This is a genomic window from Streptomyces venezuelae (assembly GCF_008642335.1).
GTDB lineage: Bacteria > Actinomycetota > Actinomycetes > Streptomycetales > Streptomycetaceae > Streptomyces > Streptomyces venezuelae_F.
The window spans coordinates 3,922,929-3,942,520 of the sequence record NZ_CP029191.1; the positions used below are offsets into that span (position 1 = coordinate 3,922,929).

The 19,592-nt window shown below is 69.2% G+C and carries 22 protein-coding genes; 14 read left to right on the forward strand and 8 right to left on the reverse strand.

Going from position 1 to position 19,592, the window contains the following annotated elements:
* Positions 1 to 39 precede the first annotated feature (39 nt).
* The 6 genes from DEJ49_RS17630 to DEJ49_RS17655 all read right to left on the reverse strand — a co-directional run bounded on the left by DEJ49_RS17630 (position 40) and on the right by DEJ49_RS17655 (position 5,696).
* Positions 40 to 1,206 (reverse strand): lipid-transfer protein, encoded by a 1,167-nt coding sequence (locus DEJ49_RS17630; protein ID WP_150185003.1) that lies wholly within the window; start codon positions 1,204 to 1,206, stop codon positions 40 to 42.
* Positions 1,203 to 1,631: a MaoC/PaaZ C-terminal domain-containing protein gene (locus DEJ49_RS17635; protein ID WP_150185004.1), complete on the reverse strand. Its 429-nt coding sequence runs from the start codon at positions 1,629 to 1,631 to the stop codon at positions 1,203 to 1,205. The genes DEJ49_RS17630 and DEJ49_RS17635 overlap by 4 nt, the downstream gene beginning before the upstream one ends.
* The gene (locus DEJ49_RS17640) at positions 1,628 to 2,956 is read right to left on the reverse strand and encodes an acyl-CoA dehydrogenase family protein (RefSeq protein ID WP_150185005.1); all 1,329 of its coding nucleotides are present in this window, start codon (positions 2,954 to 2,956) and stop codon (positions 1,628 to 1,630) included. The genes DEJ49_RS17635 and DEJ49_RS17640 overlap by 4 nt, the downstream gene beginning before the upstream one ends.
* A 1-nt stretch (position 2,957) precedes the next feature.
* Positions 2,958 to 3,962 (reverse strand): bifunctional MaoC family dehydratase N-terminal/OB-fold nucleic acid binding domain-containing protein, encoded by a 1,005-nt coding sequence (locus tag DEJ49_RS17645; RefSeq protein ID WP_411757238.1) that lies wholly within the window; start codon positions 3,960 to 3,962, stop codon positions 2,958 to 2,960.
* Between the two features lie 62 nt (positions 3,963 to 4,024).
* The gene (locus DEJ49_RS17650) at positions 4,025 to 5,188 is read right to left on the reverse strand and encodes an acyl-CoA dehydrogenase family protein (protein ID WP_150185007.1); all 1,164 of its coding nucleotides are present in this window, start codon (positions 5,186 to 5,188) and stop codon (positions 4,025 to 4,027) included.
* 196 nt (positions 5,189 to 5,384) lie between these two features.
* A complete protein-coding gene (locus DEJ49_RS17655) occupies positions 5,385 to 5,696 on the reverse strand; it encodes a hypothetical protein (RefSeq protein ID WP_150185008.1) in 312 nt (103 codons plus the stop codon).
* Positions 5,697 to 6,100: 404 nt separating this feature from the next.
* On the opposite strand from DEJ49_RS17655, the gene DEJ49_RS17660 reads away from it, so the two are divergent.
* Entirely contained in the window at positions 6,101 to 7,009 is a 909-nt protein-coding gene (locus DEJ49_RS17660; RefSeq protein ID WP_150185009.1) for a bifunctional DNA primase/polymerase, read from the forward strand.
* Positions 7,010 to 8,667: 1,658 nt separating this feature from the next.
* On the opposite strand, the gene DEJ49_RS17665 is transcribed toward DEJ49_RS17660, so the two are convergent.
* Complete coding sequence (locus DEJ49_RS17665; RefSeq protein ID WP_223832880.1) at positions 8,668 to 9,345, reverse strand: AAA family ATPase; 678 nt, start codon at positions 9,343 to 9,345, stop codon at positions 8,668 to 8,670.
* Positions 9,342 to 10,100, reverse strand: a complete 759-nt coding sequence (locus DEJ49_RS17670) for a GntR family transcriptional regulator (RefSeq protein WP_150185011.1) — start codon at positions 10,098 to 10,100, stop codon at positions 9,342 to 9,344. Before DEJ49_RS17670 ends, DEJ49_RS17665 begins: the two co-directional genes overlap by 4 nt.
* A 402-nt stretch (positions 10,101 to 10,502) precedes the next feature.
* Here DEJ49_RS17670 and DEJ49_RS35980 point away from each other — a divergent pair, with 402 nt between their 5' ends.
* The 13 genes from DEJ49_RS35980 to DEJ49_RS17730 all read left to right on the forward strand — a co-directional run bounded on the left by DEJ49_RS35980 (position 10,503) and on the right by DEJ49_RS17730 (position 19,584).
* The gene (locus DEJ49_RS35980; RefSeq protein WP_190329378.1) at positions 10,503 to 10,658 is read left to right on the forward strand and encodes a hypothetical protein; all 156 of its coding nucleotides are present in this window, start codon (positions 10,503 to 10,505) and stop codon (positions 10,656 to 10,658) included.
* 154 nt (positions 10,659 to 10,812) lie between these two features.
* Positions 10,813 to 11,076, forward strand: coding sequence for a DUF6284 family protein (locus tag DEJ49_RS17675; protein ID WP_150185012.1), 264 nt, complete (start codon positions 10,813 to 10,815; stop codon positions 11,074 to 11,076).
* Positions 11,073 to 11,525, forward strand: coding sequence for a Pycsar system effector family protein (locus tag DEJ49_RS17680; protein WP_150185013.1), 453 nt, complete (start codon positions 11,073 to 11,075; stop codon positions 11,523 to 11,525). The genes DEJ49_RS17675 and DEJ49_RS17680 overlap by 4 nt, the downstream gene beginning before the upstream one ends.
* The gene (locus tag DEJ49_RS17685) at positions 11,522 to 12,415 is read left to right on the forward strand and encodes a DUF2637 domain-containing protein (protein WP_150185014.1); all 894 of its coding nucleotides are present in this window, start codon (positions 11,522 to 11,524) and stop codon (positions 12,413 to 12,415) included. The genes DEJ49_RS17680 and DEJ49_RS17685 overlap by 4 nt, the downstream gene beginning before the upstream one ends.
* On the forward strand, positions 12,412 to 13,236 hold the full coding sequence (locus DEJ49_RS17690) for a phosphoadenosine phosphosulfate reductase (protein WP_150185015.1): 825 nt from the start codon (positions 12,412 to 12,414) through the stop codon (positions 13,234 to 13,236). Before DEJ49_RS17685 ends, DEJ49_RS17690 begins: the two co-directional genes overlap by 4 nt.
* Positions 13,237 to 13,311: 75 nt before the next feature.
* Entirely contained in the window at positions 13,312 to 13,638 is a 327-nt protein-coding gene (locus DEJ49_RS17695; RefSeq protein WP_150185016.1) for a hypothetical protein, read from the forward strand.
* A 2-nt stretch (positions 13,639 to 13,640) separates the two neighbouring features.
* Positions 13,641 to 13,808, forward strand: a complete 168-nt coding sequence (locus tag DEJ49_RS17700) for a pRL2-8 (RefSeq protein ID WP_411757172.1) — start codon at positions 13,641 to 13,643, stop codon at positions 13,806 to 13,808.
* A 68-nt stretch (positions 13,809 to 13,876) separates the two neighbouring features.
* A complete protein-coding gene (locus tag DEJ49_RS17705; RefSeq protein WP_150185017.1) occupies positions 13,877 to 16,003 on the forward strand; it encodes an FtsK/SpoIIIE domain-containing protein in 2,127 nt (708 codons plus the stop codon).
* Between the two features lie 204 nt (positions 16,004 to 16,207).
* Positions 16,208 to 16,642, forward strand: a complete 435-nt coding sequence (locus tag DEJ49_RS17710; protein ID WP_150185018.1) for a hypothetical protein — start codon at positions 16,208 to 16,210, stop codon at positions 16,640 to 16,642.
* 24 nt (positions 16,643 to 16,666) lie between these two features.
* Entirely contained in the window at positions 16,667 to 17,074 is a 408-nt protein-coding gene (locus DEJ49_RS17715; protein WP_150185019.1) for a hypothetical protein, read from the forward strand.
* An 85-nt stretch (positions 17,075 to 17,159) separates the two neighbouring features.
* Positions 17,160 to 18,074, forward strand: coding sequence for a bifunctional DNA primase/polymerase (locus DEJ49_RS17720; RefSeq protein WP_150185020.1), 915 nt, complete (start codon positions 17,160 to 17,162; stop codon positions 18,072 to 18,074).
* Positions 18,071 to 18,424, forward strand: coding sequence for a hypothetical protein (locus DEJ49_RS36425; protein ID WP_223832881.1), 354 nt, complete (start codon positions 18,071 to 18,073; stop codon positions 18,422 to 18,424). The genes DEJ49_RS17720 and DEJ49_RS36425 overlap by 4 nt, the downstream gene beginning before the upstream one ends.
* Entirely contained in the window at positions 18,421 to 19,584 is a 1,164-nt protein-coding gene (locus DEJ49_RS17730; RefSeq protein WP_150185021.1) for a DUF3631 domain-containing protein, read from the forward strand. Before DEJ49_RS36425 ends, DEJ49_RS17730 begins: the two co-directional genes overlap by 4 nt.
* The last annotated feature ends 8 nt before the right edge of the window (positions 19,585 to 19,592 follow it).

The following is a 19,592-nucleotide window of genomic DNA, read 5'->3' on the forward strand; positions in this document are numbered from 1 at the left end:
GCCCGCCGGCCCGCCCCGCCGCCGGGACACGCGCCGCGTTCAGCCGTCCGACCCCAGAATCAGCCCCGATGTGGGGACCCCCGTGCCCGCGGTGACCAGTGTCCGCGCGGCGCCCGGTATCTGGTTCACGGAGGTGCCGCGCACCTGACGGACCGCTTCCGCTATGCCGTTCATCCCGTGGAGGTAGGCCTCTCCCAGCTGTCCGCCGTGCGTGTTCAGCGGCAGCCTCGCCGCGGCCACGAAATCCGCGGCCTCACCCGGCCCGCAGAACCCGAACTCCTCCAGTTGCATCAGCACGAACGGGGTGAAGTGGTCGTAGAGGATCCCCACGTCGATGTCCGAGGGGGCGAGACCCGACGTACGCCACAACTGCTTCGCCACCACCCCCATCTCCGGCAGCCCCCGCAGATCGTCGCGGTAGAAGCTGGTCATCTGCTCCTGCGCCCGGCCGGCGCCCTGGGCCGCCGCGGCGATCACGGCCGGCGGGTGCCGGAGGTCGCGGGCCCGCTCCGCACTCGTGACGACGATCGCCTGGGCGCCGTCCGTCTCCTGGCAGCAGTCCAGGAGCCGCAGGGGTTCGACGATCCAGCGGGACGCGGCATGGTCCTCCAGCGTGATCGGGTTGCCGTGGAAGTACGCCGCGGGATTGGTGGCCGCGTACTTCCGGTCCATGACGGCCACGTGCCCGAACACCTCCGGTGTCAGGCCGTACGCGTGCAGATAGCGCTGGGCCGCCATCGCCACCCAGGAGGCGGGCGTCAGCAAGCCGAACGGCAGGGCCCAGCCGAGCGCGGCGCCCTCGGCGGAGGGTTCGCGCCGCTGCACTCCCGAGCCGAATCTGCGCCCGGAGCGTTCGTTGAACGCGCGGTAGCAGACGACGACTTCGGCCACCCCGGTCGCCACGGCCAGGGCTGCCTGCTGGACGGTGGCGCAGGCCGCGCCCCCGCCGTAGTGGATGCGGGAGAAGAAGGACAGCTCTCCTACGCCGGCCGCCTGGGCGACCGTGATCTCCGGGTTGGTGTCCATGGTGAAGGTGACCATGCCGTCGACGTCGTCCGGGGTCAGCCCGGCGTCGTCCAGCGCCGCGCCGACCGCCTCCACGGCCAGTTTGAGCTCGCTGCGGCCCGAGTCCTTGGAGAACTCCGTCGCCCCTATGCCGACGATCGCGGCCCTGCCGCCGAGGCGGTCGCGCGAACGGACGCTCATGCGGGGCCTCCTGCGGGGCCTCGTGCGGGGACGGTCACCGTGACCGTGCCGGTGACGTGGTTGCCGATGTCGTTGGCCCCGACGACCCTGACCACGGCCGTCGCCCCTTCGGGGGAGGGATCGAGCTGCTCGACGGTTCCGCGCAACACCATCGTGTCGCCGGGGTAGTTGGGCGCCCCGAGCCGTATCGCCACCTTGCGCAGCACGGCCGTCGGGCCGAAGTGGTCCGTGATGTACCGCCCGACCAGGCCGTTCGTCGTCAGGATGTTCATGAAGATGTCGGGGGAGCCCTTGGCCCGCGCGAGCTCCGCGTCGTGGTGCACGTCCTGGTAGTCCCGGGACGCGATGGCCCCGGACACGATCAGGGTGCGGGTGATCGGGATCTCCAGCGGAGCCAGTACGTCACCTTGTGCCGTCTTCGTCATACGTCCCCCCTTGCGCTGTTGTCCTGCGCCGCGATCAACTCGCCCAGCTCCTCCAGCACTTCGCTGCCGCACCCCAGATACGCGTCCAGCTGCCGCCCCCACAGGAAGTGCCGGTGCACCGGATGGTCGAGGTCGGCTCCCGCGCCGCCGTGCAGGTGCTGGCCCGCGTGGACGACGCGCTTGCCCGCCTCCGACGCCCACCACGCGGCGGTGAGGGCGTGCGTGTCGTACGGCAGGCCCGTGTCCCTGCGCCACGCTGCTTCGTAGGCCGTGACGCGTATCGCCTCCGTGTCCATGTAGGCGTCGGCGGCGCGGAGCTGCACGGCCTGTTTCGCGGCGAGGGGGCGGCCGAACTGTTCCCGCTCGTTCGTGTGGGCCACCGCACGGGCCAGCGATCCCGCGCAGACGCCGGCCTGCAGCCCGGCGAACGCGGTCCGCGCGTCCGCCAGCACGCCGTCGTAGGCCCCGGGGCGGCCCGGACCCTCCAGACCCCCCGGACCCCCCAGACGCTCCCCGGGCGTGCCGTCGAGGACGAGCCTCCCCGCCGCCCAGGGCGCGGTCAGCTCCACGGGCTCCACCTGCGCGTCGGCGACCCGCACCAGCCACAGGGTGTGGTCTCGCGCCGCCACGAGGACGACCGAGGCGTCCCGAAGCCACGGCACCCACGCCACGGTGCCGCTCAGCACCCCGTCCACCGACGACGCCCCGGCCGCCGACGTCACCCCGTCCACCGATGACGCGCCGACCTCCGACGTCACTTCGCCCACCGATAACGCCCCGGCCGCCGACGCCGCTGTCCCGTCCACCGACGCCGTCGCCCCGCCCGCAGACGCCGTTATCCCGTCCGCCGCCATCGTCGTCCCGCCCGCAGACGCCGTTATCCCGTCCACCGCCATCGTCGTCCCGCCCGCAGACGCCGTTATCCCGTCCGCCGCCATCGTTGTCCCGATCACCGACGCCGTCACACCGCCCCGCGCCGGAAACGCCCCCGTCGCGACCGCGCTCCCCTGCCGGAGGGCGGGCAGCAACCGGTCCCGCTGTTCCGCCGTCCCGTGCGCGGCGACCGCCAGCACCCCATAGACGCAGCTCGCGGCGAACGGCACCTGCGCCGTCACCCGCCCCTGCTCCTCCAGGAGCAGCACGAGCCCGAGCAGCCCGATGTCCTCCACCGCGCCCGGCAGCCCGGCCGCGCACAACGCCTTCCACAGCTCGGCGTCCGAACCGGTGCCCGCCGCCGCGAGCCGCTCCGGTGTGGCCAGGTCGGCGAAGATCTCCGCGGCGAGGTCGCGCGCCGCGGCCTGCTCCTCCGTGGGCGTGAAGTCCATGTCAGCCCCCACCTCCCGCGTCTCCGGCGCCACCTGCGCCAGCCGTACCACCCGCGCCAGCCGCGCCGCCCGCCTCGCCCACGCCGCCCGCGTCGGCCCGGAACACCGGCAGCTCCACGTCCGCGTCCACCCGCAGGAACTCGAGCCGCACGGGCATCCCTATCCGCACCTTGTCGTACGGCACCCCCACGATGTTGCTGACGATCCGGACGCCCTCCGCCAGCTCGACGAGCCCCACGGCGTAGGGAGGGTCGAACGCGGGGAAGGGCGGGTGGTGCATCACCACGTACGAATAGACCGTGCCCTCACCGCTCGCCTCGACCGTGTCCCACTCGGGCGAACCGCACGCGTTGCAGCCGGGCAGCCAGGGGAAGCGCGGCGTGCCGCAGCCGCCGCAGCGCTGGATCAGCAGCCGGTGCCCGGCGACGCCCTCCCAGAACCCCGCGTTGTCGCGGTTGACGACAGGACGGGGACGCTTGGCCTTCGATTCCGGCAGCACTTCCACCTGCGGTCCCCGCTTCCGCTGCGCCGGGGCGTACTTGAGGATGCGGAAGCGATGTGTCCCCGCGAGCGCACCCCCCGCGTGGATGTCCATCCGGGTCGTGACGAAGTGCCCGGTCCCCAGCTTGGTCGTCTTGCGCTCCGACACCGACTCGATCACCGCGTCGAACGTGATCTCGTCGCCCGGCCGCAGCTCCCGCACGTACTCCTGCTCGCAGTCCGTGGCGACCACCGAGGTGTACCCGGCACCGTCGAGCAGGGCCAACAACTCGTCGTACGCCGACGAACGGCCGTCGTGGCCGGAGAGGCCGCCCATCGTCCAGACCTGCAGCATCGTCGCGGGCGCCACCGGGTCCGCCCCCGCGTAGGCATGACTGGTATCGCCCATCGCCTCGCACCAGTGCCTGATCATGGGCGCGTTGACGGGGTCCTTGCCGCGGCCCGCCTCCGCTGCGGCCCTGCCCTCGAACGCCCGCAACTCCTCGTACGCGATGTCCCGCACCACGGCCTGCACCACCCCCTCGACCGCTGCCCCCTCGCCCGCTGCCTTCTCCACCGCTGCCCCCGTCACCGCCGCCCCCTCCGCATGCCGAGCCGCATCGTCGCGACGATCTCGCGCTGCACCTCGCTCACCCCGCCCCCGAACGTGTTGATCTGCGCGGCCCTGTTCATCCGCTCCAGCTCGCCGTCCCCGAAACCGCCCGGCGAACCCGCCCGCACGAGCCCCGCCTCGCCCGCGATCTCCTGACACATGCGATACGACTCGACCGCCGATTCCGTTCCCATGAACTTCACGCCGCTCGCGTCCCCCGGGGCCAGCCGACCCGCCCCCACGTCGCCCACCAAACGCCAGTTGAGCAGGCGTGATGCCGCGAGCCGGGCATGCACTTCGGCCAGTCGAAATCGCACCCAAGAGGTGTCAACGCGGCGCTCACGAGTCACCGGATCGGGTGTACGCGCCCGGTCGAGTACCGCCGCGTAGAAGTCCTCGGCCTGCATGCCGATGGCGGCGAGCGCCACCCGCTCGTGGTTGAGCTGGTTGGTGATGAGACCCCAGCCGCCGTTCTCCTCGCCGACGAGGTTCGCGGCCGGTACGCGGATCCCGTCGTAGTACGTCGCCGTCGTCGTCAGACCTCCCACCGTGTCGATCGGGGTCCAGGAGAAACCGGGGGCGTCGGTCGGGACGAGGAGGATGGAGATGCCCTGGTGTTTGGGGGCGTCGGGGTCGGTGCGGCAGGCCAGCCAGATCCAGTCGGCGTTCTGCGCGTTCGAGGTGAAGATCTTCTGACCGTCGATGACCCACTCGTCGCCGTCGCGCACGGCTCTGGTCCGCAGTGCGGCCAGGTCGGTGCCGGCCGAGGGCTCGCTGTAGCCGATCGCGAAGACGAATTCGCCGCTGAGGATGCGGGGCAGGAAGGCGGCCTTCTGCTCCTCGGTCCCGTACTTCATGAGGGTCGGCCCGACGGTGTTCAGGGTGACCATGGAGACGGGGGCGCCGGCGCGGTAGGCCTCGTCGAAGAACACGAACTGCTCGTCGGCGCCGCGCCCTTGTCCGCCGTACTCGACGGGCCAGCCGAGCCCCAGCATGCCGTCGGCACCGATGCGTCGCAGCAGCTGCCGCTGGCCCTCGGCGTCCGTGCCGTCGGGCGGCCCGTCGGGCATCACGTCCCGGAAGTACGTGCGCAGGTCGACGCGGAGCCGGCGTTGGCGTTCGGTGGGGGCGAGGTGCACGGGGGCGGCCTCTCCGTCTCGTACGACAAGGGTTTCTGACTGTCCGTCAGATACGGTGCCGATGTCAAGAGACGAACGCCCCTGCACACACCTGTGCGGCGGCGCCGAAGCACCGCCGCACAGGGAGCGTCACACCCCACGGTTCACTGATGCACCGCCCTGGGAGCCGTCCCGATCGCCTCCCAGGGCTGCCGGCTCACCAGAGCTGGGCGAAGTTGACGGCGACGTTCTCGTTCGACTGGTCGATCGCCGTGAACGCGGAGCCGTTCACCTGAGCGCTGTTGTTCTGGTTGGACGCGCCGTTGCCGACGGCCTGCTGCTGCGTGGTGGACGAGTTGCCCGAGTTGTCGTCACCGACGCCACTTCCGTTCACGGTCGCCACACCGGCGTTCGATCCGTTGTTCGCGAAGGCGCCGTTGTCGGCCAACGCGACGCCCGAGAAGAGCGCGGCAGCCAGCGGCACGGCAGCGGCGGCGGCGATGATGCGGGCGGTACGGATGCTTGCCATGTCTTTTCCTCCAGAGCAGGTGGTCCGCGCCGGCCGGAGCCGGGCGTACCTGAAGTACGGCGGTTTTCCGGGCGGTTGGCCGACCACCTCGGAGTGCTGCACAACGTCGCGAGTCCAGAGTTGCCCACCGAATCCCCGGCGAACTACCCCGGAAGCCGCGATTCGCCCGCAAGCGTGATGACATGTCGATAAACCCGCCGCGCGCCCCACGGCCTGATCCACGGCCTCCGCCGACCGCAGTCGCGTCGCAGCTCAGCCCAGGCGCCGCAAGCGCAGAAGCGTTCCGCCAACAGCCACCTCCGCCCCCGTCCGCCGGGGCGCCGCCCTACCGGAACCCCCCTTTCCGGCCCCTGACCCCATCGCTCCCCCTTCCCTTCTTCGAACACGTGTACGAACATGGAGTCATGGCCACCACCGACCGCCATGCCACCACCCTCGCGCTCGCCCACGCTCTGTCCGCCGCCGAGCGCGGGCTCGCGGTGCTCCCGCTCTCGCGCTCCAAACTTCCCGCCCTGCGCTCCCCCCACCACGAGGACCCCCACCCCACGGCCCTCTGCCACGGCGAATGCGGGCGCCTGGGACATGGCGTGTACGACGCGTCGGCGGACCCGCGACGCATCCGCGAGCTCTTCGCCGCGGCCCCCTGGGCCACCGGATACGGCATCGCCTGCGGGCTGCCGCCCCACCACCTGATCGGCATCGACCTGGACACCAAGTCCGGTACGGACGCGTCGGCGGCCCTGCGCGAACTGGCGCTGCGCCACCTCTTCACGATCCCCGGCACCGTCGTCGTGATCACGCCCAGCGGAGGACGCCACATCTGGCTGGCGGGCCCGCCTGACCTCGTGATCCCCAACTCGGCCGGCCGACTCGCTCCCGGCATCGACATCAGGGGCGCCGGCGGCTACCTGGTGGGCCCCGGCTCCCGTACGGAACACGGCGTCTACAGCACCGTTCCCGGCACGGCCCACCTGCCGCCCGCCCCTTGTCCGCCCGCCCTACTGCGCCTGCTCACCCTCTCGCGCCGCGCACAACGGCACACACCCCCGCACTCCGCGCCGTCGCCCGGCACCCACGCGTCCCCCGAACCATCCCCGCACCAACGAGGCCAGGGCCTGGTCCAGTTCGTGCTCGCCGCCCACGAGGGCCAACGCAACACCCGCCTCTTCTGGGCGGCCTGCCGCGCCTACGAGAACGGCATCGGCGAAACCCTGTCCCCCCAGCTCACCGACGCCGCGATCCGCGTCGGCCTCACCGAACGCGAGGCCCTCTCGACCATCGCCTCAGCGGCCCGCCTCACGGGCCACGCGTGAGCCACGCGCGTGCGGGGACATGAAAAAAGGGTGCCTCTCTGAAGAGGCACCCTTTCTGGTCGGCAGTCACGCCGAACCACAGGCGGTGGGTGTGGGATTTGAACCCACGGTGGCGTGAACCACGACGGTTTTCAAGACCGCCAAGGGGTGCTAGAGATTCCCCTGATCAGGGACATCTTGATCTTCCCTCATGCCTCGCCTGGCCCACACATGGCCCACAAGCTCCACGTACGGCGGCTACAGACGAGATCGCCAGATGGTTAATCACGCCTGGATCGTCGCGCACCCACCAGCACTCCAACAAGCCCCAGTGAGACGCTCAGAGGACCCGCCGACGCTGGCACCACCGCAACGAAGCCACACATGGCCGTCGCGAGGGCGGCGATGCCGACACCAGGCCTCACCCGGCTCCACCAAGCGGCACGCGATTGAGCCGACAGCTCCCGGTCGCCTACGTTCTCTTGCAGCACCTATTCCCCTCCACTGGTTTGGGTGCGGCGGCCTTCCCGATGCTGCGGGGAGGCCGCCATCTTTACCTGAACGCCTGACCTTGGCGATTACGCCGCCCGGCTGGCGTCCCGACACACCTTGACCTGCGGAAGCGGGGTTTGCCCAGTTCCACGGACAGACCCTTTGGCCCGCATGTAGTTTCTAGTCCGTACGAGTCACTCAGCAGGTCAGAGCGCTATTGGCGTGCGGCCAAAGGGTCGCAAGAAGTGGGGGCCCTGGTGGCACGAGCGCAAGACCGGTACGCAACTCGGCTTCAGCAGGTCGAGGGCCTCCGCACGCAGGTCGATCTGGCAACAAGCCACCTCCGATCTCTGCGCAGCAAACTCCGCTTTTCCGTGCGGAGCGAATTCATACACTCCTATTCGGGAAACCCTACAATCTCTAGACTAAGCGCCCCCCGAGGCATCAACATTCAACTCTATTTGATCCTACTAATGGAGGCCCAAAGCAGATCACAGGGAGGACGCCCCGCACCGAGCTCTATACCTTTGCTTGCTGGCCCGAGCAATATCTCGTGGACTAATATGGTCGTGGCTTCAGCCAAAGGCAATCTCAACGCCGCAGTTCGCATATCGGAGCAGGGAAATCGCGCCCGCCAGGTCAGGTCAGCATTTAGCCGACTGGAACAGGAAGGGCTGGTGTACCTGAATTCTGGTCGACGTCGCAGCACATTTAGAGTGTCATTGCTTCACGAGTCCGGAGCACAGGAAGCGAGCCACCCCTATACCATCCCGGCCTTTGATGAAAGCGTAGTCCACCTACCTCAGAGTTTCTACACAAGGGGGTGGGTGCACTTGTTGTCACCATCAGAGATTCGAATGTACATGGCTCTGAGGCACCTGAGTCAAAGACTTCCCGGGAAACACTCGACCGAAGGCGTTTACTGCGCCGGTTTCGAGCGGGTCAACGCCTACGCAATATCACGAGACGTCTATGAGTCGCATATTATGCTCGCCAAATTTGGACTAATTCAGAATATGAACAACCCACTAAGACATCGCGACGGAAAATACGTGCGAGCGCAGGAAAAACTGGCAACAGGAAAAGCCCTACCGGCTCACAGGTTCAAGGTGTGTCCCGATACTGCCTTATTTGACTCTGCTTTCCACAGGATACGAAGGGGGCTCAGAAGTGTTCTCCCCTAAGCGTCATGACTGCAGAGCTTCGAGCGCTGCGACTGTGGCCGCGGGGTCGCCCTCGTACAACAGGTGAGGTTCATCTGCCTTTGGGGGGAAGAACCGGTTGCGGTACCGCTGTAGGTCGCTCTCGGCGAAGTAGATCGCGTTTGGGTCATCAGCGTGGAACTCGTTGCGCTTGCTGATCCTCGCCCACAGTTCTTCGTGGGTGGCGGCAAGGTAGACGAGTACGGGGGTGGCGCCGGCATCGACGGCAATTGCTCGCCACTTCGATCGGTCTTCCGGAGTCCAAAAGCCGTGGTCAACGACGACATCGTGCCCGGCCTTGAGCTGATCCCGTAGGTCGATCGCCACGTCTTCCAGGACCGGCCGCTCAAGGGTAGGGAAGACACCCCTTGGGAAGTCCACTCCGTAGACGCCGTGTCGACGGAACATCTCTTCATCCGGGCACAGCCGTACGTAGCCCCGCGCGGTGAGAGCGCGGGAGAGAGTCGTCTTGCCGGAGCCGGGGAGCCCGGCCATCAGGACACAGAACGGGGGGCGCGGGGTCATCGCTCTCGTCATAATTCGGGAGATGGCGGCCATCTCCAATTCGCCTTCGGGGGTGACTGTGCCAGTCCTGCGGGCGGCCAGCAGTTTATCCAGGCGGTCTTCGAGCACGCTCGCGAGCGTGTCATCCATGACCGTCACGGAGAGACCTCCGACTCCGTGCGCCACGTTCGACCGGGGCCTCCGAGGTCCACGCCGTACTCAACGATGTTGCCTTCGCTGTCGATGAACTTGGCTGTCATCACTACCACCGGAGCCGTCGGCGGGTTGTCGGAGTCCAGTTCCAAAAGCCGCGCGTATTCCGGGGTCAGCAGCAGGGCGGACGCGGTGTCGACTCGGTGACTGATCGGATGGCCGGTCGCTTGGGCGATGAGCTGTAGCGATGTACCGCCCGTCAGGCGCTCGCTCGCTGCCAACTGAGGAATGAGCTTCCCGTAGCGAGCGGGAATCCAGGATGTGCTGTGAGCGACGATGCCGTGCCGGTCCCTATAGACCCGGCTACGGCGAACCACGTCGGAGCCGGGCTGAATGTCCAGCGCTAGCGCCACTTCATCCGGCGCCGGCACTACAGCCGCCTGGTGGGAGTCGGACCGCTCGCCTTCTCCCCAGCTAGACCCGGTGCGGCGACCTCGGTCCTGCCGCTGGGCTCCTGACGACATCGGAGTCGGCTGGTCCAGAACTTCGGTGCCGATGCCGTGGATGCCACGCACAAGCCCCTCGTTGCGCAGCTTGCGCAGGGCCTTCTCGGCTGTAGCCGTGCTCACCTTCCACTCTTCCGAGAGGTTCTTGATGCTCGGCATGAGGGTCCCTGGCTGTAGCTGACCAGACGTAATCAGCTCCGTGTAGTGAGCAGCGATTTTCGCGTACGGCGCACGATTGTCGGCCTGGCCTGCCATGACACCTGCTTCCTGTCGTCACTTCCCTGAGGTTCCCTAGCCTACTGCTTGACACCACAGGGAACCCTAGGGAACCTTAGGGATGTGCCCGCCAGTCAGATCGGTTGAGCAGCGGACACGTCGACACACCTATGTCCGCGCCCGGCGGGTCCCGCTCATGCGGGAGCCCCTTTGACCAGGGGTTACCGCGCTCGTCGGGGAGTGGTCGTTCCTTGACAACTGAATGGGGATCACGCCGCCTCTCCTCGGCCAAGTAGGCGGCTACGCGGGCTTCCGCGTGATGTACAGCGCAACCCATCCTCCGCAGCGCACTGCCGCTGCGGCCGGTTGCCTCCGCTGTTCGTCTCGTACGAGCGGCGCTGAGGGGAGCCGGGAACGTCCCGGGCTCGGGAGGAGAAGCCCATGAGCGACAACAAGGCCGTCTTCGACTTCGGGGACAACGTCACGTTCGGCGGAGACATCGTCCTGGGGGACCAGGTCGGTGTGTCCGGCGGTGTCGTCTACGGCGACGTGGTCATGGGTGGCGGTGCGAGCACCGACGCCGACGACGACGAGTAGAACCCCACCCGCCCCGCTGGGGGCGTTGCGGCCGCTTCTGTCGGCCGTGCCGCGCGCTTGCTGCGCGGCTTCCACCACGACGGCGCGCGCCCCCGGAGTTGCAGCTCCGGGGGCGCTGTTCGGGCCGTACCTACTGCTAGGGAGAGACGACCCAATGAACCACATCGTTACTGTTCAGGAGGCTGTTACTGCCTTCGAGCCGTGGATGGAGCCCACGGCCGCTGAGCTGGACGCCATCGAGCACGAGATGCCCGTCATCCTGGCGGACGTCGACCTGTTGGACGCGCAGATCGTCACCCTTGACCGAAGCCCGTCCGAGCTGGACGCACGGCGCCTTCGTCGGGCCCGCCGTAAGGCCCTGGCCGCACGCCTGACCCTCGCCAACACCGCCGCCACGGTTGCGGGGGTGGGCGCGTGAGTGCCATCGACTCGAACCTGTCGGCCGCGCACTCTGAGGTGAAGGCCGAGATCGCCCGCACCGACACCAAGACCAGTCTCCTGCTCGCCTTTGTCGGTGCGCTGCTGGCCGGGACGTGGACGGTCGCCAAGGACGCGTCCCTGTCCGTGCCCGCCTGCGTGGTGGGCAGTCTGGGGATGGCGTTGCTGCTCGCGGCGGCGGGGCTGTTGCTGTCGTCGGTACGTCCGAACCTTGGCGGTCGGCACGGCTTCCCGCTGTGGGCGACGCTCAGCGCCGAGGAGATCACCGCCGAGCTCGCCCAGGACCAGCGGGCGCGGGACATCGCTGGACTCTCCCGCATCGCGGTCGCCAAGTTCACCGGCCTGAAGCGGGCCGTTGACCTGACCCGCGCTGGCGGTGCCCTGCTCGTGCTCGCCACGCTCCTCCAGGCCGGGGGTGCGTTGGTATGAACCGCAAGGGCAAGATCCTGCTGGTCCTCGCCCTGGTCGGTGTGGTCGGCATGGCCTTTCGGGTCTCGTGGAACGCGTTGCGGGACATCGCGAACGCGGTCGGTGCCGACGAGCGGGCCGCGACGCTGTACCCGTTCGTGGTCGACGGGCTGATGGCGCTGGCCCTGGTCGCCACCCTCGTCCTGGTCGGCGACGACCGCAGGTTCGCACTGCGGGTGCTGGGCACCTACACCGTCGCCTCACTGGTCCTGAACTACGTGCATGGTCTGGTGCCGGAACTGCACGACCAGACCGTGGCCTGGGGTCGACTGGCCGACTGGGACCTGGCCAACTGGGTGCTGGTGCTGCTGGCCACGTCGCTGCCGGTCGGGTCGATCTACTTCGGATCCGATCTGGTCGCCAAGGTGCTCCACCACCGCCCCGCCCCGATCGACCCGCCGATGATGAATGCGGAGGAATCTACTGAGACCGTCGTAAAACGGTCTACGGCTGACCTGCCGGTATCGACTCCGGCGCCGATCAACCCCAGCGCGATGACGCTGCCCCGACCTGTGCCTGTCGGCTTTGTGAAGTCGACCCTTCCGGCCAAGCCGCTCCCTTCGATCGCTCCGGCTCCGGTCGTGCCGATCGAGCGGGGCGTGGTGGCTGCCGAGTCAGCCCGACCGCGTCGCGCCACCGGCCGCGTGCCAGACGCGGCGAAGCCGCGACAGCCCAAGCGCACGCCGGAACAACTGCTCGCCGAAGCACGAGCGGCGACGGCTGCTTGGCCGGACGCGAAGGTGACCGGCGAGGGCATCCGCCGCGCGATCCGCACCTCCCCGGCCAACGCCCGGGTGCTGCGGGACACGCTCCTTGCGGAGCGGGCCCGCACGGCGGGGGTGGCCACATGAGCACGCCCACCACCGCGGCGGTGAAGTCGTTCAGCTTCGGCGGGGGCTGGCAGTCCATGGCCGCCCTGGTCCTCGCCGCCCGTGGGGAGCTGGACTATCGCACGTTCTTGATGGCGAACGTCGGGGACGACTCCGAGCACCCCGGCACCCTCGCTTACCTCAAGCAGTACGCCCTCCCCTACGCCAAAGCCCACGGCCTTGAGCTGGTCGTCCTGGATCGGGTGATGAAGCGCTCAGGCGAGGTCCGCACCCTGTTCCAGGACCTCACCCGCGAGGGCTCGCGGTCGCTGAAGATCCCGGTACGGATGTCGAACGGGGCCCCCGGCACCCGCTCGTGCACGGCTCAGTTCAAAATCAAGGTCGTTGGCGACGAACTCAAGCGCCGCGGTGCCACCAAGGACGCCCCGGCCACGGTCGGGATCGGCATCAGCCTCGATGAGATTCACCGGGCGAACAAACGGCGCTGCGAGCCGCACGAGGTCATCGAATACCCGCTGCTGGAACGCGGTATCCGACGGATCGACTGTGCCCGGATCATCCGCAGCGCGGGCCTACCGGTGCCGCCGAAGTCCTCGTGCTGGTTCTGCCCCTTCAAGCGGCCGGAAGCCTGGCACGACATGCGTCGCGACGAGCCGGAGCTGTTCGAGCGGGCGTGCCAGCTCGAAGAGCTCTTGAACCGCCGCCGCGACGAACTCGGCAAGGACCACGTCTGGCTGACCCGGTTCAACCGGCCGCTACGGGCCGCGATCCCGGATGGCGTGGACACGCTGCCGTTCGACGAATTCGACTCCGGCTGTGACTCCGGCTGGTGCATGACCTGACCTCCGCTTCATCCCCTCGTGCGGGGCCTCTGCGCGCCCCGCACCTCCCCTCTCTGCCTCTCCTAGGAGTGAGTGATGGGCAAGCCCGACACGCGCCACCTCGACCGCCAGATACGCGAGACGACCCGCAAGCTCGACGCCGCCCGGCAGCGCCAGATGTGGCCGCTGAACGGCCGTGAACGCCGCGCCATCCTCGCCGCTATGACCAGCGTTTCCGTCAAGGTGGCGCGGCACAAGAGCACCGATCGCGACGTCACGAAGGCCGACCAGGCGTGGGAGTCGGCCGCGACCCGGCTTCAGGCGGAGATCACCGCCCTGGAGACGGAGCGGCAGAACGCCGTGAACGCGGCCGCTGCTGAGAAGGCGGCCAAGACCGCGAAGAAGTCCTCGGGGTGGTGGTGACCGTGGCTGCCAAACCGGCGCCTCCCGGTGAGTGCCCGCAGTGCTGGGCGCACGCCCACGACAAGAGCATCCACAAGGCCCTCAAGGGCGAGCAGTGCCAGCCCTGCCTGGACCACATGAACAACGGCCACCCCGTCCTCGTGCCCAAGAAGCCGTCCAGCTGGTGGTGACCACCCCCGCCCCTGCTCTTCCCCCTCGCCTTCCCGCCCCGTCCGGGGCAGTCAGGAGTGATGCCGTCATGAGCGGCAACGTCGTACCCCTGCACAAAACCCCCGCCCCGCCCGACACCGAACCGGGCCCGAACCTCACCGTGGTGCCCGAGCCCGCCCCGGCGCCCGTCGTGCCGCTGTGGGTGCGCTCCGGGCGCGCCGTGCGGCACGCGGTCACCCACGAACGCACCCGTGAGGCGGGCCGGTTGGCCGTGCGGCACGGCATGTACGTGGTCGGCGGCACCCGCATCGTCACCCGTCGTACGTGGGACGGCCGCACCGGCGCCCGCTACGAACGCCTCCTCCGCGCTGCCGAGGCCACCGGAAACTACGAGGTGGCCGCGGAGTGGGAGGAGCGGCTGCAGCGCTTCCGCGAAGCCCGTCACCGCCGCCGCATGGACCTCCTCAAGTCCCCCGTGGACGTGGCCAAGGGACTCGCGGTCGGGACCGGCGCCGGCATCGGCACGCTCGTCGGACTCGGGGTCGTGCTGGCCATCGCCAACGAGGACATCGCCGATGTCCTCACGCCGTTGCTGGCGGTCATCGAGTTCATCCGGCTCCTGATTACCATCGTCTCCGTCGTCTGGGGCCCCGCCCTCAAGGTCGGGCCGCTGCTGGTGCTGCTCGCGCTGTGGAGCGTGGGCCGCAAGCAGCAAGCCGCACCGAACTGGGTCCTGCCCGCCACCGTCCGATCCGGTGAGGGTGAGCCGATCACTCCCTCGATCGTCGTCAAGGCTCTGCGGGACCTGGGCATCGCCCCGCTGAAGAGCGCCATTAAGGAGATGGGCGACGCGGGCGCGGCGATGCTGGGGCCCATCCGGATCGCCGGATGCGGCGTGGAAGTCGACGTGACCCTGCCCTCTGGGGTGTCGACGAACGAGGTTCAGCAGCGGCGGCGCAAGCTTGCCGAGAACCTGACCCGGCACGAGCACGAGGTGTTCATCACCATCCCCGAAGCCGCCCGCACCGTGCGGCTGTGGATCGCCGACTCGGGTGCGTTGGATGAGCCGATCGGCCCGTCTCCGCTGGTCACCGACGAGACGATGACCGCGAACTATAAGACTGGCAAGGCGCCGTGGGGTCAGGACCTGCGCGGCGACGCGGCAGAGCTGAGCGTCTACCAACGGCACCTGCTCATCACTGGACGCTCGAACCAGGGCAAGACCGCTGCTCTGCGCGCCATCGCGCTGTGGCTGGCGCTCGACAAGTCCGTGCAGTTCTGGATCGCCGACCTCAAGGGCGTCGGAGACTGGAGCATGTTCGACGGCATCGCCGACGTCCTCATCGAGGGCCCCTCCGACGACCACGTCATCCAGGCGACCGAGATGGTCGAAGCCGCGGTGGAAGAGATGAACCGCCGTATCGAGGTACGCCGCAACGACCCGGCCGCGACGTTCCCGCCGCTCATCGTCAATGTCGACGAAGCACAGGTCGCGTTCATGTGCCCGGCCATCGGCGACGACAAGCGGCCCTACGGCGGCTCCAAGGCCGCATCCCGGTACTTCATGGCCGTCCGCAAAATCCACAACCAGGGACGCGCGGTCGACGTGCTGATGTGGCAGGGCACCCAGGACCCGACCAACGAGAACCTGCCCAAGCTCGTCCGCGAGGGCGCACACACCCGCGCCTCCCTCGTACTGGGCACCGACACCCAGTCCCGGATGGCCCTCGGTGACAAGGCCGTGGACGACGGTGCGGCCCCGCACCTGCTGCGTCAGGGCCTGGACAAGGGCACCCTCGTCGTCGCCTCGGACGGCATCGACCTTCCCAAGGGCCAGTCGTTCATCACGGTGCGCACGCACTTCATCGACGACGAACCGGCCGTTGAGATCGCCGCACGAGCCAAGGCACTGCGGGACGGGATCGCGACCGTGCACGCCATCAACCCGGGCGAGCAGCGCGACCCGCTCGCCGACATCGCCGACGTGTTCGGCGACGCCCCGCGGCTGCGCACCAACGAGGTGCTGAAGCGGCTGCACGCGCTGGACCCGAAGTTCTACGGCGACCAGTGGACCAACGACCGGCTCAAGCGCGAGCTGGAGGAGCACGGCGAGGAGCCGAAGAAGTCCCACGGGGTCATGGTCGTCCACCGCGATCACGTCCTGCGGGCCCTCGCCAACCGCGACAACAACGGTTCCGCTTCCCCCGTCGGATAGCGGGGAGCCGAGGCCGCCCGGTCCGGGGAGGCGGGGAGAACTCCCCAACCGCCTCCCCGGGCCGCCTCCCCCGCTCTGATCAGCGAAAACACCACTTCGGGGAGGCGGGGAGGCGTGCAGGTCAGCACCCCTGAAACCCCCTCCACAGCACCCCCGGCAGGGGGTGCCTGTGCCTCCCCGACCACTGTCGTGAAGGGATTCCGCATGCACCCCGACACCACCCCCGAGACGGGTGCCACGGGCGCCGGTCTGAGCGAAGCACAGGCCGAAACGGAGGCGCGGCGGATCATCGCCGACGCCTACCGCGACACCACCCCCGTCGCCCAGCCCGGACGGCCGCCGATGAGTCAGGGCGCCACCGACGCCAGCGTGCTCCTGCTCGCCGGGGGCGCCACCACGGTCATGGTCGGCGGCACGGCCGGTGTGCTGATGTACGTCTCGCAGTTCGCCGACCCGATCGTCTGCGGACTCGTCTTCGGCGCCCCGAGCTTCCTCGTGCTCGCCCTGGCCCGCCTCGCCCGACGGGCCAAGCCCGCCCCGGACATCCACCACCACTACGCCGGTCCGGTCCATCAGGACCAGCGCACCGTCCACAGCCGCACGAGCGGCGTGTGGGCCAAGACCCGTAACCAGCACTGACCAGCCACGGAAGGGAAGCCCACTGTGAGCAGCGGACAACACTGCAAGACCATCCGCTACATCGCCCCGACGGAGGCGTACGCGCTGGCCCCGAGCATCCTCAGCGAGATCGGTTGGACGACGCGCACTGTCGCCGACGCGGAGTGCTTCGACGAGTTGGAGCGGGAGTACTACCTGCGCAAGGCCGCGCTGCTCGACCGCATCGCGCTGCTGGATGAGCCCGACCTGTTCAGTGACGGTGACGTCACGGAGACCGCGCTCGCCGCGGCCCTGATGCTGCTGGACATCGACCGGCCGCACCTCGCCGCGCACCTCGCGGCAGAGGGTGAGAAGGACCCGCGCGGCTACGTCCGCCAGCAGTACGAACGGCAAGCCGTCTGTGTCTGCGACGACCCCGGCGAAGGCCCCTGCTTCCTGCACCCCGACCGCTAGCTACGCCAAGGGCGGCCCCCTCGTCTCGCCAAAGTCGCGGGGCCGCCCTTGTCACCAGCACCTATCAGAACTGGAGACATCCAGCATGACGCAACCGACCGACATCCGGCGAGAGAGCCTGCTCACCGCCGCTGTGAACGCTGCGGAACGGGGATGGTGCGTCTTCCCGCTCCGTCCCGGCACCAAGCGGCCCGCGCTGCACGGCGAGGCCGCCTGCCCGCGCACGGGCCCGTGCGCCGACGGGCACCGCAAGTGGGAGCAGCGGGCCACGACCGACGTGGACCGTATCCGGTCCACCTGGTCGCACGCCCCGTACAACGTCGGCATCGCCACCGGTCCCTCCCGCCTGCTCGTCGTCGACCTGGACATGCCGAAGGACAACGGCAGTGCGGACGCGCCTTGCGGCGCGACGACCTTCACGGCGCTCTGCGAGCGCGCCGGGCATGCCGTCCCCGACACCTACCGGGTCCGGACTGCGAGCGGCGGGCAGCACCTGTACTTCACCGCGCCCGACAGCGTCCGTCTGGCCAACACGGCGGGCACCATCGCCCCGTTGGTCGACACCCGAGCGTGGGGTGGCTACGTTGTCGCTGCGGGCAGCACCACCCCTTCCGGAAGCTACGAAGCTCTCAGCGGCCCTCTGGCGGCCCCGGTGCCGTCCTGGTTGCTGAGCATTCTCAAACCGGCCCGCAAGGCCGTACAGGCCCCTTCTGTGGCCGTAACGGCACAATCCCGCCGATACGCTGACACGGCGCTCGCCAATGAGACGCGCACCGTCAGCGGGGCCCAACGCGGGGAGCGCGAGGCGAAGTTGTTCGCGGCGGCGCGAGCCCTGGGGCGGTTCATCGCGTGGGGCGACCTCCCCCGAGCACGGGTGGAGGCTGCTCTTCAGGAGGCGGGGGAGGCCACGGGACTGCCCGCGTCACAGTGCCGCTCGACTCTGCGCAGCGCGCTCAACTGGTCCATCGCCCACAACCCGCAGCGCCGGACGACGGCATGAGTGCCCCCAACCGCCCCCGCCTGAAGAGCATTCCGCCCACCCCGACCGGCCCGCGCCCCGCCCAACAGCGTGGGCCGCGCCCGACCGTGGGCGCCCCGAAGGGCGTCGCCGAAGGCGTCCCCATTGCTGTTCGCCCTGACCCGCAGGCTGGCGACGGACGGTACGCCATCGCGTGGCTGCACATCTGCGCCCCGCGCGGCGCGGTGCCCACCGCCACCTCGCGGTGCGAGTGCGGCCGTGACCGCAGTGCGGTCGGCCTCTTGAAGGTGCTCTCACTGATCACCGAGCACAAGAACCACCGCGACGCATGCCCCCTGCGCAACCCCCAGGAAGGAAGGGCCGCCGCATGAGCGAGACCATCGACGGCGCGGCACTGCTCGATGAGGTGGAGGCCTTCCACCGCCGCTTCAACGTCTTCCCGACGGAGGCCGCCTACGTCGCCGTGGCGCTGTGGGACGCGCACGCCCACCTGCTCGACTGCTTCGAGTCCACCCCGCGCCTGGCTTTCCTCTCCCCCGAGCCGGGTTCCGGCAAGTCCCGGGCACTGGAGATCGTGGAAACGCTCGTGCCGAACGCGATGGCCGCTGTCGACGCCTCCGCCGCCGCCCTCTTCCGCGCGGTCTCGGGCGTCGACGGCCAGCGGCCCACGATCCTCTTCGACGAGATCGACACCATCTTCGGCCCAAAGGCCGGGGAGAACGAACAACTCCGAGGGTTCATCAACGCGGGCCACCGCCGCAATCGACCCATGTTCCGCTGCGTGGGCGACGGCGCCAACCAGACCGTGCAGGCCTTCCACTCCTACACCGCTGTCGCCGTGGCCGGGCTCGGCTCTCTACCGGACACGATCCTGACCCGCTCGGTCGTCATCCGCATGCGGCGCAGGGCTCGGAACGAGAAGGTCGAGCCCTACCGCACCCGTATCCACGAGAAAGAGGGCTTCGCCCTGCGCGATCGGCTCGCCGCGTGGGCAGAGCAGGTCTCCGAGCGCGTGATGGGCGCCTGGCCGGAGATGCCCGAGGGCATCACGGACCGGCCGGCCGACGTCTGGGAGCCCCTGCTCGCCATCGCGGACGCGGCAGGCGGCGCCTGGCCGGAGCGGGCCCGCGCGGCATGCATGACCCTGGTCAAGGCGGCTCAGACCACGGACAAGCACAGCGTCGGAATCCGGCTGCTCACCGACCTGCGCGACCACGTCCTGATCGGTGTGGACAAGCTGCCCACCATCGCGATTCTCGACCGGCTCAACGCCCTCGACGACGCCCCGTGGGCCGACCTCGACGGCAAGCCCCTCGACAACCGGCGGCTCGCCAGGATGCTCGGGGAGTACATGACCGTCGACAACACGCCGGTCAAGTCCCGCAACATCCGCACGGCGGGCGGTGTCTTCAAGGGCTTCCACGCTGAGGATCTGGCCGACGCATGGGCACGGTACTGCCCGCCCCCTGCCCAGGAATCCGCTACATCCGCTACGCCGCTACAGCCCAGCTCAGAGCCCCTGAATCTGTAGCGGCACCC

What these genes read in the sequence shown, in the direction of transcription:
- DEJ49_RS17630 (WP_150185003.1), bottom strand. Translation starts at nt 1,206, where the DNA reads ATGAGCGTCCGTTCGCGCGACCGCCTCGGCGGCAGGGCCGCGATCGTC.
- DEJ49_RS17635 (WP_150185004.1), bottom strand. Translation starts at nt 1,631, where the DNA reads ATGACGAAGACGGCACAAGGTGACGTACTGGCTCCGCTGGAGATCCCG.
- DEJ49_RS17640 (WP_150185005.1), bottom strand. Translation starts at nt 2,956, where the DNA reads ATGGACTTCACGCCCACGGAGGAGCAGGCCGCGGCGCGCGACCTCGCC.
- DEJ49_RS17655 (WP_150185008.1), bottom strand. Translation starts at nt 5,696, where the DNA reads ATGGCAAGCATCCGTACCGCCCGCATCATCGCCGCCGCCGCTGCCGTG.
- DEJ49_RS17660 (WP_150185009.1), top strand. Translation starts at nt 6,101, where the DNA reads ATGGCCACCACCGACCGCCATGCCACCACCCTCGCGCTCGCCCACGCT.
- DEJ49_RS17670 (WP_150185011.1), bottom strand. Translation starts at nt 10,100, where the DNA reads ATGGCAGGCCAGGCCGACAATCGTGCGCCGTACGCGAAAATCGCTGCT.
- DEJ49_RS35980 (WP_190329378.1), top strand. Translation starts at nt 10,503, where the DNA reads ATGAGCGACAACAAGGCCGTCTTCGACTTCGGGGACAACGTCACGTTC.
- DEJ49_RS17675 (WP_150185012.1), top strand. Translation starts at nt 10,813, where the DNA reads ATGAACCACATCGTTACTGTTCAGGAGGCTGTTACTGCCTTCGAGCCG.
- DEJ49_RS17685 (WP_150185014.1), top strand. Translation starts at nt 11,522, where the DNA reads ATGAACCGCAAGGGCAAGATCCTGCTGGTCCTCGCCCTGGTCGGTGTG.
- DEJ49_RS17690 (WP_150185015.1), top strand. Translation starts at nt 12,412, where the DNA reads ATGAGCACGCCCACCACCGCGGCGGTGAAGTCGTTCAGCTTCGGCGGG.
- DEJ49_RS17695 (WP_150185016.1), top strand. Translation starts at nt 13,312, where the DNA reads ATGGGCAAGCCCGACACGCGCCACCTCGACCGCCAGATACGCGAGACG.
- DEJ49_RS17705 (WP_150185017.1), top strand. Translation starts at nt 13,877, where the DNA reads ATGAGCGGCAACGTCGTACCCCTGCACAAAACCCCCGCCCCGCCCGAC.
- DEJ49_RS17710 (WP_150185018.1), top strand. Translation starts at nt 16,208, where the DNA reads ATGCACCCCGACACCACCCCCGAGACGGGTGCCACGGGCGCCGGTCTG.
- DEJ49_RS17720 (WP_150185020.1), top strand. Translation starts at nt 17,160, where the DNA reads ATGACGCAACCGACCGACATCCGGCGAGAGAGCCTGCTCACCGCCGCT.
- DEJ49_RS36425 (WP_223832881.1), top strand. Translation starts at nt 18,071, where the DNA reads ATGAGTGCCCCCAACCGCCCCCGCCTGAAGAGCATTCCGCCCACCCCG.
- DEJ49_RS17730 (WP_150185021.1), top strand. Translation starts at nt 18,421, where the DNA reads ATGAGCGAGACCATCGACGGCGCGGCACTGCTCGATGAGGTGGAGGCC.